The 14,431-nt window shown below is 58.1% G+C and carries 12 protein-coding genes; 7 read left to right on the top strand and 5 right to left on the bottom strand.

The features are described 5' to 3' along the window. Positions 1–164 precede the first annotated feature (164 nt). Positions 165–1,256: a S1 family peptidase gene (locus QP908_RS10760; protein ID WP_284624415.1), complete on the bottom strand. Its 1,092-nt coding sequence runs from the start codon at positions 1,254–1,256 to the stop codon at positions 165–167. A 209-nt stretch (positions 1,257–1,465) separates the two neighbouring features. Between QP908_RS10760 and QP908_RS10765 the strand changes: the two genes are divergently transcribed. Further along, positions 1,466–1,906: a DUF1990 family protein gene (locus QP908_RS10765; RefSeq protein ID WP_284772259.1), complete on the top strand. Its 441-nt coding sequence runs from the start codon at positions 1,466–1,468 to the stop codon at positions 1,904–1,906. 64 nt (positions 1,907–1,970) lie between these two features. Here the strand turns inward: QP908_RS10765 and QP908_RS10770 are convergent, their stop codons facing one another. Further along, entirely contained in the window at positions 1,971–2,588 is a 618-nt protein-coding gene (locus QP908_RS10770; protein WP_284772250.1) for a kinesin, read from the bottom strand. A 318-nt stretch (positions 2,589–2,906) separates the two neighbouring features. On the opposite strand from QP908_RS10770, the gene QP908_RS10775 reads away from it, so the two are divergent. Together QP908_RS10775 and QP908_RS10780 are read left to right on the top strand one after the other, a co-directional pair. Continuing rightward, on the top strand, positions 2,907–3,350 hold the full coding sequence (locus QP908_RS10775) for a MarR family winged helix-turn-helix transcriptional regulator (protein WP_284772251.1): 444 nt from the start codon (positions 2,907–2,909) through the stop codon (positions 3,348–3,350). An 80-nt stretch (positions 3,351–3,430) separates the two neighbouring features. Further along, positions 3,431–4,792, top strand: a complete 1,362-nt coding sequence (locus tag QP908_RS10780) for a DHA2 family efflux MFS transporter permease subunit (RefSeq protein ID WP_284772252.1) — start codon at positions 3,431–3,433, stop codon at positions 4,790–4,792. Positions 4,793–4,831: 39 nt separating this feature from the next. On the opposite strand, the gene QP908_RS10785 is transcribed toward QP908_RS10780, so the two are convergent. From QP908_RS10785 to QP908_RS10795, 3 genes are all read right to left on the bottom strand, one after another. Then, the gene (locus QP908_RS10785; protein WP_284772253.1) at positions 4,832–6,700 is read right to left on the bottom strand and encodes a siderophore-interacting protein; all 1,869 of its coding nucleotides are present in this window, start codon (positions 6,698–6,700) and stop codon (positions 4,832–4,834) included. A 336-nt stretch (positions 6,701–7,036) separates the two neighbouring features. Then, positions 7,037–8,020 (bottom strand): ABC transporter substrate-binding protein, encoded by a 984-nt coding sequence (locus tag QP908_RS10790; RefSeq protein ID WP_284772254.1) that lies wholly within the window; start codon positions 8,018–8,020, stop codon positions 7,037–7,039. 339 nt (positions 8,021–8,359) lie between these two features. Further along, complete coding sequence (locus QP908_RS10795) at positions 8,360–9,376, bottom strand: iron-siderophore ABC transporter substrate-binding protein (RefSeq protein WP_023030274.1); 1,017 nt, start codon at positions 9,374–9,376, stop codon at positions 8,360–8,362. A 631-nt stretch (positions 9,377–10,007) separates the two neighbouring features. On the opposite strand from QP908_RS10795, the gene QP908_RS10800 reads away from it, so the two are divergent. From QP908_RS10800 to QP908_RS10815, 4 genes are all read left to right on the top strand, one after another. After that, on the top strand, positions 10,008–11,033 hold the full coding sequence (locus tag QP908_RS10800) for a FecCD family ABC transporter permease (protein ID WP_023030273.1): 1,026 nt from the start codon (positions 10,008–10,010) through the stop codon (positions 11,031–11,033). Further along, positions 11,033–12,145, top strand: a complete 1,113-nt coding sequence (locus QP908_RS10805; RefSeq protein WP_284772255.1) for a FecCD family ABC transporter permease — start codon at positions 11,033–11,035, stop codon at positions 12,143–12,145. The genes QP908_RS10800 and QP908_RS10805 overlap by 1 nt, the downstream gene beginning before the upstream one ends. Beyond that, positions 12,142–12,972, top strand: a complete 831-nt coding sequence (locus QP908_RS10810; RefSeq protein WP_284772256.1) for an ABC transporter ATP-binding protein — start codon at positions 12,142–12,144, stop codon at positions 12,970–12,972. The genes QP908_RS10805 and QP908_RS10810 overlap by 4 nt, the downstream gene beginning before the upstream one ends. A 94-nt stretch (positions 12,973–13,066) precedes the next feature. Continuing rightward, a protein-coding gene (locus QP908_RS10815; protein WP_284772257.1) for an IS3 family transposase occupies positions 13,067–14,301 on the top strand; the annotation gives its coding sequence in 2 pieces (ribosomal slippage) (positions 13,067–13,355 and positions 13,355–14,301; 1,236 coding nt in all). Positions 14,302–14,431: the final 130 nt, after the last annotated feature.

The following is a 14,431-nucleotide window of genomic DNA, read 5'->3' on the forward strand; positions in this document are numbered from 1 at the left end:
AGGTAAGTCTCAGTTTAGTTTAGGCCGCTGTCCGCGAACAAGGATAGCCTTCGCTTTCCCCTACTTTGGCGGGACGGATGCGCGTTATATGGCTATAGAAAATGCGCATGAAAAAGCGCCCCGTCCGGCTTTCGATGCCGAACGGGGCGCTATCTGCTTCGCGGTTATGCTTCGGGGAGCTTGAACCCTGCGCCAACGCCACCGCGGCGGTTCATATCCGCCAGGACGGTATCCATGTTGGTAGCGGCGGTGGGGTTATGAACTGGGCCCTGCAACGGGGTGCGGCACGGGAAGTTCACCGGTAGGAAGCCGCCGGAGATTGAACCGATGAGGCGGTCACCGGCAAGCAGCGGCGCGCCGGAATCGCCCATCATGGCGCAGACCTGGTTGACCTGGACGCTTTGCGCCTGCTGGTAGGTCATGCCGCAGGTCTTGCCGGTGGCAACGCCCTGCTTGCACACGGTCTCACCTGGGTTAACGGTCCCACCCAGGGAGTTAACGGTAACCCCGTTGTAGGTGCGGGTGACCTCAGCGTTGGAACCGAATTCGATCACCGAGTAATCCAGCGCAGCGTTCTTGGACACGATGGTGCCCGTCGGGCCAATGTGATCAGAATCGGCCGAGGTAATGGCATCACCCTCGTTGCCGCAGTGCCCTGCGGTCAGGCCCACCTTGCGGCCGGCATCGTCATTGCCGGCAACGCTCAAGGTGCACATGGTCTCACCATTGACGTAGATAGGGGTGCCGGGGCCATACAGGGACTTGCCCTGATTCATGGCGGCATCGGATTCCTCGGGGATGCGCGGGGCATCGAAAAGGGAACCCGGCACGCGGTGCAGGACAAAGTCCGCGTCAGGCTTTCCCGCAGCTACCTTGGAAAAGCCATCATTTTTCCACTGGTAGTTGGGGTTATTGCCCAAGGGCTTTTGCTCTACCTGGGTGGCTTGTTCCAGCAGCCCGAACGGGTTCGGGTTGGTGGCCGGCTCCGCATATTGGGCCCCCTGCTGGACGTTACTTGCCACCGTGTCGCGGGCGTTTTGCAGCGCGGAATCCACGGTATCGGTGACCTGCTTATCCACCTCTGGGGTCTCAACGCCAAAGCCCGCGAGGCCCTCGCGCACGTGGTTGATAAACCCTGCCGAGTCAATATCCGGTTGGGGCAATTCTTGGGCTCCTGCTGCCGGGGAACCCAAGAAAAACGCACCAGCGAAAGCCGAGCCCACCAGGACTTTCTTTAGGTGCGGAATGCGAAGCATCAAACTACCTTCTTTCAGTTGTCAAGATCGTGCTAGCTAAATCCTGACATGGATCGCGTGTGAAAGCAGCTAAGTCCTGTGACTGTTTCCAAGCCGTTACCGTTCTTTCAGGTTTCGGGGGTGATCGCGCAATTAATCCGTCCCCAAAACTTTTCGATGCCCTATTCTTTACCCCATGATGTCCCCACGGAAAAGCACCGGTGCTTAAGATGCCAGAGCCGCTTTCCTATGCCGATACCGCCGGATTCCCGCAGCTGCACATGAGCCGGGTCATCGACGCCGATTTCGATACCGCGGCCCACCGGCTCTTTCGCTGGGGCATCCAGCGCAGCGGCCTCTTCCGCGTACGCCCCAGCCACCCGGTCGTCCAAGAAGGCGCCGAGGTCACCATGGGCCTTGGCCCGTTTGATTTCCGCTGCCGCGTGGTCGAGACCTTCACCGACGATGGCCGCTGCGGCTTTACCTACGGCACCCTGCCCGGTCACCTCGAGCGCGGCGAAGAAACCTTCACCCTAGAGCGCCTGCGCGATGGCCGGACGCTGCTGCTTATCGATGCCGCCTCCGAGCCCTTCCTGCCCTTCTTGCGCCCACTTGTCGATATCCCCCGTCGCATCCTCATCCGCCGGTTGTACCTGCACGCGCTGGACTAGCACGACAGCACAAAGGCCGCTGCCTCTCCCCCTACAGGAAAAGCAGCGGCCTAAGCGTAGTTAATTACTTGCGCTTCTCATCGAGGTTATCGCGAGCCTCGCGCACAACGTCTTTCACGCGGTCAAAGAAACCGCCCTTCTTACCGGATCCTTCCTGGTATTCCTGCGCCTTGTCTTCCACGAAGTCCTTAGCGCGGTTGATGGCTTCTTCAACGACGTTGCCGGCCTCGGTGACCTTATCCTTCAGGTCATCAAAGTCATCGCGCTCATCATCTGCAGCATCCTCTTCCGACTGCTCCGGTGCGGTGCCGATGTGCTCTTCCTCGGCCTCGCCCACCACGTGCTGTGAGGGCTCATAATCCGCGTTATCCTCATCCAGCTGTTCCTGCAGATCCGGCTGCTCGGACGCAGCGGCGACGTGCTCTTCCTCAGCGCCGGTCACGACGTGATTCTTCGGCTCGTAATCACTCTGCGCCGCAGCATCATTTTGCTCATCTGCGCTTGCCGTTGCGGCGGCGCTGGCAGCAGCAGCCCCGCCAGCCGCGGCTCCGGCTACACCAGCTCCCGCAGCCTTGCCGGATTCAATCTTGTTGCCCTCGGCATCAGTGGATGCCAGGTAAGTAAATTTCTCGCGGTCCACGTCTACTTCGTGGCCAAGGGCGCGTGCAGTTTCTTTAGCCATTGCTTTGTACTCCTTAACTAGATCTATTTTCTCCTATCCTAGCGTTCCAGAAAGTTAAGGTGCGCGCACGGGAACCGAGAATGGAAGAATCGGCATCGCATTTCGCACGTTTGAAGCGTCGACTCCAGCAGAAAGAGGTTCGGGGGAGCGCCACGTTGTCCACAACAACCGCGTTTGGCCAAAAATCGACCCGAGAAATGGACAAACGCGGTTGCTTTATACGCTTTCCGGTCTTTACCGCGATCATCTCGCCAAAATTAGCGTGCAACAAACACTCGTGCACTAGACACGCGTGCACAGTGCATGTATTCTTCTGGCATGGACACTCCAAGCAAACAAGTCGCCGACGCACTGGGACTACTTTCCCAGCGCAGCCTCCGTCGACGTATGTACGCCCATCTCACCGAGGGGCTCGGTGAAGAAATCAACGAATCAACATATTTGGTGCTCAGCGGCCTAGACCGCTGTGGACCCTCCACTCCGAAAGAGCTCGCCACAATCATCGGCCTGGACCGCTCGGTGGTATCTCGCCACGCCTCGGCCCTAGAAAAGGCCGGACTCATCGCGCGCGCTACCGATCCCCGCGACGCGCGATGGATACAACTGTCGCTAACCCCACTGGGAGAAGACAACGTCGCCGTGATGCGCTCGCGCCTGACCCAACAATTGGAAGAATTCCTCGCCCGCTGGCCGGAGCCCGCGCGAAAACAATTCGCGGAAATGCTCACCGCCCTCACCCACGACGGACCATTCGCCCACTAATCCACATACCTCCATCACTATCTCCACCATGACCACACTTCACCACGCCATCTGCGCACGCACGTCGAAGGGAACCCCTCATGCAGGAAGAAGAAAAACTCGACCCCCACACTAGGCGGGTCGTCATCGCCCTAGTCTTCGGCTCAATTTTGCCGCTGCTAGATATCAGCATCGTTAACGTCGCCATTCATTCCATCAGCGAAGCGTTCAACGCACCTATCGTCCTCGCCCAATGGGTCATCACCAGCTACGGATTGGCCTCCACCATGGCCATTCCGCTCAGCAGCTGGGCAACGCGCCGCTTCGGCGCCAAAAATCTCTGGATTGCCGCGCTGGCGGCCTTTACCGTTGCTTCAATCCTGTGCGCGGCGTCGACCCATATCGATATGCTCATCGCCTTCCGCGTCCTGCAGGGATTCGCGGCGGGCTTCTCAGTGGCGGTGATGCAGACCCTCATCGTCACCAACGCTGGGAAGGATCAGGCCACACGCGCCATCACCGCAATCGGCATACCAGCGGTCATTGCGCCTGCGATTGCCCCACTACTGGGCGGGCTGCTTGTCGATGCCATCGGCTGGCGCGCCATCTTCCTCATCAACGTCCCCATCGGCATCGCCGCGATTGCCCTTGCCGTGCACTATCTAGAACAGATTCCAGCAGACCCTGCAGCCCAGCTGGACCGCACGGGATACCTCCTGCTCGCGCCAGGTTTGCTCGCGGCGGTCTATGGCTTTACCACCATCGGGCACATGAACTCTTGGACAAGCATAATTCTCCTCGCCGCCGGCGCGGGGCTGATTGGCTACTTTGTGCTGCATGCGCTCCGGGCGCCGTCTCCGCTTATCGATGTCCGCCTATTTACCCACCCCTCCTTTTCCTCAGCATGGGCAACACTGGCCATTGCAAGCACCGTATTTTATGGCGGGCTCTTCCTCATTCCACTGCACTATCAGAGCAACTACGCCTACACCGCATTGCATGCGGGACTTCTGCTGGCCCTACAAAGCGTGGGCGCCTATTTCAGCCGCTCGGCATCGAAAAAATTCATCGCCCGTTGGGGTACGCGGAAGACCGTCTACATGTGCATTGCCGCCACTATTATCGGAACGCTACCTTTCGCCTTTCCCACCGGCCAGGCGGCAGGCTGGCTCATCCTTCAAGGCTGCGCGCTATTCGTGCGCGGCGGCGGAATCGGAGCCCTTACGGTGCTCACGATGTCCGCGACCTACCACGGCTTATCCGAAGGTGAAGTCGTCCATGCCAGTGCTGCGGGCCGCATCGCGTCCCAACTTGGTAGCGCACTAGGCGTATCCGTCTGCACGGTGCTGATGACCCTCACCCACGGGGTCGGCTGGACAACGTTCGCCTACTTCACCGTGTTCACCACGCTTATGGCAGCCACGGCCACCCGGCTCCCGTCCGGGACCGTGGTCTGGAAATAAAAGGTTGGGCCTGGAGAGCGAGGGCGCCGAGGTTCCGCTTTAGGAAACCGCTCCTGCCTCCAGGACGAAAAGGTGTTTGCCCCAGCCGACAGCAGTGGCTGAGGCGATAAGGGCGGCATCGCCAGTAACAGCCTCATTGATATCTTCCTGGGTCGGCACCTTGGTGCCGAACATGGAAAGCCTCACCATGTCTTCTTCATAGGAATGCTCATCACCGCCGGTTTCGTCGAGAACCTCAGAAAGGATAAAAGCCCGACGGAGCCCATCCCCGTGAGTGGCGCGCCCTAATTGGGCGGCCACCGCCTCGCTACCAAAGACGCTCCAGGGATCGATGAAAATAACGTCAGTTGCCCACGCATAGTCTGCTTCGGTGGGATTAAAGCCGCTTTCGCCGCCACTCGTTTCGCATCGTTCACGAGAAGCTCCTGCGATTTCCCGTAGCACCGCTTCGGAGGACGCATCGGTGATAATCCGGCATTCAGCATGCTCGCATCGGCGGAGGATTTCATCTGCATATACTGCACCTCCCTGGCCAATGATGAGAACGCGAGCGGTGTCATCCAGGTACTGCTGCAGTTCCTTTGCCGCGGAAGGAGCAGTCCACCCAGCACCCACATTCTTTTGCTCAAAGCGTTCGGCTGCCAGGTGCGGGTCTTGGCCAAGATATTCTGACCACGGCAATCCCTTTTCGCCTTGAAGCGCTGGCCCACCGGTGCGAAGGCTGTCCTCAAGGCGCATCAGCGCCATCGCCTCAAGATGCGCAGGCCCGCTTAACCAACGCACCACATTGGAATCTGGGTCCGCCAACTCAGTTCCCATTGCGGTCAACGCGAGGGTACGCTCGCGTACTTCGACGAGTTGAAGAGCTGCCAGGTAACGGATAAACCTCCGGAGCGCCTCCTCGTGCAGTTCTGTCGCAGCAGCAAGAGCAGGGACCGTGTTCGCACCCCCATCGATTTCTTGGAAGAGCCCTAAACGCACGGCAGTGCGGAGCGCAAAGGCTGAATTCAGCTCAGCCAGATCATGGATATTGTGCAAAACACTATTGCTGCTGCTCGATGCGCTTTCTTTAGCGTCGCTTTGGCTGGTACGCCGCCAGTAGCCTGTGATTTCCCTATGCTCAGGGGAAATTCCGGAAGCCTTAAACAAACGCCGCAGCGGTTTCAGCCGGGAGGCCTCCCCCGCCGCCCATGCGTATGCTTCGCCACCTGGCAATGCCGACTTAGAAGTCCCCTCAAAAAGCGCACGTGACTTTTCTACGAAATCCTCGCCCTGGTCACGTACTGCCCAGTGGATCTGTACCGAATCCGGAATGTCTAGGTCTTGAATATCAGCGCTCGTCGGAACCTCTATCACCGCAATCGCATCATGCCCAGCCGGGAGCGACTCGAGGCAGCGGCCGATTGCTGGGAGCGCCGTCTCGTCTCCTGCCAAGAAAAGCCAATCAGTATGCGTGGGTAGCTGTGCACACGATTTCGGCCCTGCCACAAAAATGGGGTCACCGATGCGGGCATTCTGGGACCAGTTTTCGGCCAAGCCCTGACCATGTCGCGCGAAATCTATGGCTAATCGCCCGCGTACAGCGTCAAAGTGGCGAACCGTGTATGTGCGGAATAGGTTTTTGACGGCTTCTGGCCACAATAGGTTGCCATCATTTTGGGCTATTGGGTGCGGCCGCTCCCCCGTTTCCGGATCCGGGAAGATGAGCCGAACGTCGTCGTCAAAACCATGGCTTATCAGCGAAGGAACGGAAATACCATCGCGCTCGTGGTCTCGGAGTTGCTCCCCGCTGAGCGTAATTCGCCGCATGGCTGGCGATATATCTTCGATATTTTCCACATACAATTCCCGGTAAGAAATTGGATAAATTTCCCTGCTCCGGCTGTTCCTTGGCATTTTTGAGACCATTCCCCTCTCGGTTTTGATGGCTTTTATTTCACTTTATTCGATGGCCTAAATTGTCTTATTAAGTTTTTGCTGGTGCTTTGGACGCCTCTCCCAGCGCCAAGCATTTTCCGGCTCACCTACTCACCTTTAATACAGTCATCGTGCTGTGCCGATGAGCGAATATGCGGGAAGCGTGAGGCCAGGTTTTCATTGCCGGAAAGCCTGAACGGACGCACCACTACCTTGGATACAGTCCATTGAAGAGAACGCCTTCCGATAAATCGGAAGGCGTTCATGACTACCTGCTGCAACGGAGTGAGCTCCCTTTAACAGGTATCAGGGTTGTGCGGACCTTGACTACTTTCCAACTTTTTCCAGCGTCGGCATCGTCTTATCCAGCACCCAAGCTCGGCTCAAGCTCGTTGGGTTGTTGAGTCCGGCGACGACAGCTTCATCGCCAGCGAGAGTCGCATCGGATTTCACCTGCGGCAGATCTTTGTAACCCGGAATATTTTCAACTTCTTCGATTGAGCCTGTGCGGTTATAAATAACCATAAAGTCGGCCGCCAGGTAGGACACGTTTTCCGGAGAAAGGGTGACGCGACCCTTATCAACTGGCACGGATCCGTCCGTCAGCTTGTCTGGGAACTTCATGCCCAAATCGTAGATGAAGGAGGCACCCGGATCCTCAGGGTCAGCAACCGCACCAAAGGAGCCCTGGGCAAATTGGGAAACAATGCCAGTCTTACCGGAGAGGTTCGGCAGTTTCTCCTTCACATCGGAGAAACGCTTCTGATCCTCTTCAATGGCTTTCTTCGCTTCGGATTCCTTATTGAAGATCTTGCCCAAAGCTTCTAGCTGAGATTCCCAGCCAATTCCCTCACCCTTATCGGAGATTCCGCCGAGAGTCGGTGCGATTGCAGACAATTCCTTGTAATTAGCCTCAGAAATTGTCCAGTAATCACCAACGATGAAGTCGGGCTCGATTGCCGCAATCCGTTCCTGGGGCAGAGTCTTGAAGTCTGTCTGATCGATCACCTTGACGCCATCAAGCTTGCCCTCGCGCCAAGGCGAGTTCTTGTCTTTTGCATTCTGCACGACGGCTGCCGGTTTAATTCCAAGTTCCAGCAAGTTATCAACGGCCGGCCCCACGGCAACCACGTTTTGCGGGTTGACCGGATACGTATCCGTTCCCCGTGCGTGCTCAATGGTCACGTCTTCTGCAACCTCGGAGGTTGTTGCCGCTTCATCGGTTGAATCGTTCGACGAGCAGCCTGACAGAACCAATCCGGCACAGATAGCGGCAGCGATAAATGAACGCGCGCCCCTTTTTACTGACATCCCTTTTCCTTAAAGTCGATTTCCTGAGGTTGCCTTTCAGCTCTTTTCATCGGATTTTCCGGTAGACCCAAAGGCAACTTTTAAGTTAGGTTAGCGTTACCTAGGCCACGTTGCAATAGATTTGTTAAACTATTTTCCTATAGATATTTCCTATTTACAGGACCCCTAAGCCCACACCTGCACAAGACCCATTCCCCTAGCTATAAAAGTGCGGGGGCCAAAGAAAATGCTGCTTGACGATGCACTTCCGGGCAGCGGATCGGCGGTGCGACCGGCTTCCCACACAGCGAAAACCGCCCCCTCACATTCATGCGGGAGCGGTTCAGCGATTGACTCCTATTACTTCGTGGCGTCCGCCAACGGCTGCTCGATCTTATCCAACAGGTAGTCCAAGCTCAGCACGGTCTGCCATCCGAAGGCCTTTTCTAGGTCACCTTCCAAGTAGACACTGTGCCCGTCCTTTACAGCGGGTAGCTTGCTCACGATTGGATCCTCAGTAACAGATGCCTTGTCCTGCGTCGGAGCGTAGGACAACTGATCCCACACCAGTACGTCAGAATCAACCTGGTCAGCGTTTTCCTTGGAGACCTCGCCGTAGAATTTATCCTTGGTGATTGCCGCGTAGGCGGGGTTGATCTTGAACCCCAGCTCGGTAAAGAAGCGGCTGCGCGGATCTTCTTCAGCAAAGACGGCCAGGCTGTCGGCAGAGACGGTGGCCACACCGAGTTCCTTCTCGGCCCACTCTGGGTGACGGTCCTTTAGGTCTGCAAACTTCGCTTTAACCTGCTCCACCTGACGTTTTGCTTCTTTAGGCTTTCCTACGGCCTGTCCAATCTCTTCCGTGGTCACGTCCCACGGTTGCTGCAGCTCTTTATATTCACCCTTTTGCACGACGACAGGGGCGATATCGGAGAGTTTCTTGTATGTATTTTCATCAATATCCGAGTACACGGCAACGATGAGATCTGGCTTATCCTTAGCGATAGCTTCCGCATTGACCTCTGTGTCTTTGTCGATTCGAGGGGTATCTCCCTCGATCTTGTCGTTAGACCAGTTGCCCGCAGCCTGCCCATCCGGGGTCATGCTATCCCAATACTTCACAGAAACCGGTGTGATTCCGAGCGCTAGCAGCGCGTCCTGGTCCGTGTAACCCAGGGAAACCACGCGCTGCGGGGCTTCCTTGATTTCGGTGGAACCATAGCGATGCTCGATGGTGGTGGGGAATGCGCCTTGCTCGGCATTGACCGACTGGGAGTCCGCAGAGTTTTCGGATTGGTCATCAGTCGCACACGCCGTCACCGCGGTGCCCAGAGCCAGAACAGTAGCGGTACCGACAAGAATTTTCTTGAGTGTCATTTTTCTCCGTTATTACTGGTGACGGATCTCAGCGCAAGGCCTAGCCCGTTCACGAATGGGAAAGGTCAGAATATTTCGTTGGTTATACCCAAATGGGGGGGCAACCAAGTTCCCCAATCGTTGGAGACAATGACATATTCTCGCACGTTAAAAAGATACCTTAGGCTTGCCTAAATAATCAATGTTACGCTGGTCACCGAAAGATTTCCAGGCACCGTCTATGCGATGCACATGCAGCACACTCAACTTTGAGACAGGCACTACAAAAGGTGCCGCATAGAGTTTCACCTAAATAGTGGGCGCCTAGGGCCAGTTGCGATGACTTGCAGCCCTTCACTTTTACAGTCTTTTAATTAAATGAAGGCTTACCTTACATGAAAACGGTAATATGCTTGTCCATGATTGACAATCACACCCAGCAACAGCCTGAGCCACGCCTCGGGCGCAGCTCCCCTCCCCGCCCAGCGGGAGTAGCTAGGTACCTTTCTCCACCCCGCGACTTAGGGAATCCCATCGCAACCTGTGAGCCAGTACTTTCCGTGGCGTCACTCCGCAGCACCGGTGCTCGCTGGGCACTATTGGCTGGGCGTGGGGGCATCGGCAAGCGGAAGCAGCGATTGGAGGCCGCGCCATGAGTGTGCGCACTACCCGCCTCCTGGGGCTAGGGGCGCTGCTCTTGCTGGTCCTCGTTGGTACGATTTGCAGTTTGCTGTATGGCGCCCGTTCCATTCCTGCGGAGGACGTGTGGACTGCACTGCGAGAACTCCCGGCCGCACGCGGTGGCCAGGACGAAGTGTCCACCAACCAACGCGTGGTAGCTGAGCTGCGGCTGCCGCGCACCATCCTGGCCATCATCGTGGGGGCAGCACTCGGAGTCGCCGGTGCTCTAATCCAAGGCCACACCCGCAATCCCCTGGCGGATCCGGGAATCCTGGGTGTCAGTTCCGGCGCGGCGCTTAGCGTTGTGGTCAGCTTCGCGCTATTTGGCATCACCGCCCCGTGGGCCACCGCGGTGGTAGCCTTCCTCGGCGCGATTGCGGCCACCGCACTCGTCTTTGGCCTGGCCTCCGCAGGCAAGGCAGCCGTCGACCCCTTGTCCTTAGTGCTGGGCGGCGCCGCATTGTCGGCGGTCTTAAGCGCCATCACCAGCGCCTTCGTGCTCACCAATGAGAATAACCTGGACCGGATGCGCTTTTGGACCGTCGGCTCCCTGGCCGGCCGGGATATGAACATCGCGCTAGGGATCCTGCCGTTCATAGTGGTGGGATTGATCCTGGCGTTCGCTACCGGCCCTCAGTTAAACATCTTGAACTTAGGCGACGACGTGGCCGCAGGACTCGGCATCAATACCGCGGCCGCAAGGCTGGCCGGCATGGGGATCATCGCCTTGCTAGCTGGCGCGGCCACGGCTGCGGCGGGCCCGCTGGGCTTCATTGGCCTGGTAGTACCCCATATCGTCCGGGCGCTCACCGGCCCAGATTATAAGTGGATTTTGCCGTACTCTGCGCTAGCCGGCGCGGCGCTGCTGCTATGTGCTGACGTAGTGGGCCGCCTCATCGCGCGCCCCGGCGAGCTCCAAGTGGGCATCGTATTGGCCTTCGTTGGCGCGCCGTTCTTCATCGCCTTGATCTACCGAAAGAAGGTGATGACGCTGTGATGCGACGAAACAAGGCCGCGCAGGCCGTACAGGATAAACAAAGCACTTCGTGGCAGATGCCGGGCGGGGTACCATTCCGGGCTGGCCCCATCTCCTTCCTCTGGCGCCCGCGGGTGGTGCTGGTATGCATCATCGCCGCGGCGCTCATCGTCTTTTTGGGCGCGCTTTCCATCGGGCTGGGTGACTACCCTATTTCCGTTCCCCGAGTACTAGAGGTGATTTTCCAAGGGCAAGGATCCCGCGTAGAAAAACTCGTGGTCTTGGAATGGCGCATGCCTCGAGTGGCCACGGCCATCGCGGTCGGCTGCGCGCTGGGGCTTTCCGGTGCGCTCACTCAAACAGTCACCCGCAACGCGCTGGCCAGCCCCGATATCCTCGGCATCACCACGGGTGCCTCCGCCATGGCCGTCACGGTCATCGTCCTCGGCAGTGGCGGTGGGTTCGCCGGTTGGCTTGCCGGAATCGGCATTCCTCTGGCCGCGTTGCTGGGCGCGATTCTGAGCGCCACGGTGATTTGGGCGCTGGCTTGGCGACGCCAAGCCGATTCCTACCGTCTCGTCCTCGTGGGCATCATTATTACCGCGCTGCTGAGTTCCTACATTAATTTCCTCATGGTCCGCGCGGAGCTGCGGGATGCAAGCCAGGCACAGTTCTGGCTCACCGGTTCCCTAGCGAGGTCGGAGTGGAGTACCACCATCCCCATCGCCGTCCTTGTGATCGTCTGCGCCCCGTTGCTGGCCTGGATCGCCTACCAAGCACTGGCCACCACTCTGGGCCCCGACCTCGCCCGAGCGCTGGGCCAGCGAGTCAACGCCGTGCAGGTGGCGATGTTGGCATTGGCCGTAGCTCTGGCTGCGGTAGCGGTCTCCGCTGCCGGGCCCATCGGCTTCATCGCCTTCGTAGCGCCCCAGGTGGCCCTTCGGTTGTGTGGCGTACCCAGTCCCCCGCTTGCGGCGTCGGCGCTTACCGGCGCAGTACTGCTGCTCGGCGCGGACATCGTCACCCAAGCGGTTCTGCCGGTGGAACTTCCGGTGGGTATTGTCACCTCCGCACTGGGCGGCATCTTCCTCATCTACCTACTCGTTCAACGCACTAGGAGCACAGACGCATGACCTCCCCCATCCCCCAGCCAAGCGCAGACCGACCAAATACCGCGGGTGGCGTCGTCGCTTCCTCGGTCACGGTGGGCTACGGACAGCGCACCATTATCCGCGATCTCAGCGCCACGTTCCCGGCCGGAAAGATCACCACCATCGTGGGGCCGAACGGCTGCGGTAAATCGACCTTGCTGCGCGCCATGTCAGGACTGCTCGACCTCGGTACAGGGCACGTAAGTGTGGATGGACAAAACATCTCTGAAATGAAGCGCAAGGACGTCGCCCGGATACTGGGAGTCCTGCCCCAATCACCCGTGGCACCTGAAGGCCTGTTGGTCTCCGATCTGGTGGCCCGCGGCCGGCACCCGCACCAGGCATGGTTCCGGCAGTGGTCCTCCACGGACGAAGACGCAGTATTCGAGGCCCTAAAGCAAACCGGTTCTGCAGATCTTGCCAGCCGCACGCTGGATGAACTTTCCGGCGGCCAACGCCAGCGCGTATGGATCTCCATGGTGTTGGCGCAAAACACCGACATCCTCTTCCTAGACGAGCCGACAACGTACCTTGATCTCGCGACCTCCGTGGACATCCTCGAGCTAGTTGATAGCCTGCGCCAGAAACTAGGCAGAACGGTGGTAATGGTGCTACACGATCTCAACCTAGCGGTGCGCTACTCCGATTATCTTGTGGTTATGAAAGACGGCCAGGTCATTGCTTCCGGCGCACCTGCAGAAATCATCACCGCAGAGCTGCTGCAGGACGCTTTTGATCTGCGGGCGCGGGTCATCGAGGATCCAGAGACTGGAGACCCGCTCATCGTCCCGCTCAGGAAACCGGCTTAAGCCCAAGGACTAAGCCCACCCACTGGGGTGGCACATAAGTAAATGAAGTGCCCCAGGTTTTGTTCCGTTTGAGTAGATGGGAAAATCTTCGAACATGCCGAAGAAGTTTGATCAGGATGCGAAGGACCGTGTGGTCCGCCTTGTTGAGGATCGCATTCTGGCGGAGAATATTTCGACACAGGAAGCGTGCAAGATGGTGGCGCCGAAACTGGGCGTGTCGTGGCACACAGCCCGGCAGTGGACGCAGGCCGCTCGTCGTGAAGGAGGCGTTGTCGAACGCTTGCCTGAGGATCTGGCTGCGGAGAATGCGCGGTTACGCCGTGAGAATCAACAACTGCGGGATACCAACGAGCTATTGAAGGCTGCCTCAGCTTTTTTCGCGTCGGAACTCGACCCAAAACGTCGGAAATGATCCGGTTCATCGATGAGCATCGGAATCGTTTCTCAGTCGAGTTCATCTGCCAGACGTTAAACATCCACCGTGAAGGCGGTTTTATCACGTCGCGTGGTTACCGCCAATCCAAGGCGCGTGGGCTGAGTGCCCGTAGTCTTCGCGACGCCGCCCTCATTGAGTACATCAGCGAAATTCATGCTGACAATTACGGCGTCTACGGAATCCGCAAGATGTGGCACGCGCTGCGCCGCCAGGGCATTGACATTGGCCGCGAGCAAACAGCCCGGCTGATGCGCAGCGCTGGCCTGTCCGGCAAGGGCAAAGGTAGGGCACCAATCACAACGCGCAAACCCAAGGGCCCGGATCTTCGCCCTGACTTGGTAAATCGTGAATTCAAGGCCCCTGGTCCCAATCGGCTGTGGGTGGCGGACATTACGTATGTGCGCACCAGGAAAGGCTTCGTGTACACCGCGTTCGTGACCGATGTGTACTCCCGGAGGATCGTCGGATGGACGCTGTCGGATTCGATGCGCACCGAAGCCTTGCCGCTGCAGGCGCTGAACCAGGCGATCGTGTGTGCCAAGGAAACAACGGGTTTGATTCACCATTCGGATCACGGGTCGCAGTATGTCAGCGTGGTCTACAACGAGCGACTTGCCCAGCACGGGATTGCCGCTTCCACCGAGACGGTTGGCGACTCCTACGACAATGCTTTAGCTGAGAATGTCAACGGCTCCTACAAGAACGAGTTGATCCATACCCGCACTTGGAACGATGTCGTCGACGTGGAAAACGCCACGTTCGAGTGCGTCAACTGGTGGAACGAATCACGGCTCCATCAGAGCTTGGGCTACCGCACGCCGGCTGAAGTAGAAGCCGAGTTTTGGGAACATCACCCCAGTCGAGAAATAATGGAAATCAAGGCAAATGCCTAGGAACAAAACCCGGGGCACTTCAGCACATCCGTGTGAGCCGAGTATTCGGTTCAGTGGTCATAGACAAACTGGAAGCGGATCACCAGTGAGTTGCTTTAAGCAAAATATTTCGCGGCCTTGCGCAGGATAT

The organism is Corynebacterium sp. MSK204 (genome assembly GCF_030229885.1).
Taxonomy (GTDB): domain Bacteria; phylum Actinomycetota; class Actinomycetes; order Mycobacteriales; family Mycobacteriaceae; genus Corynebacterium.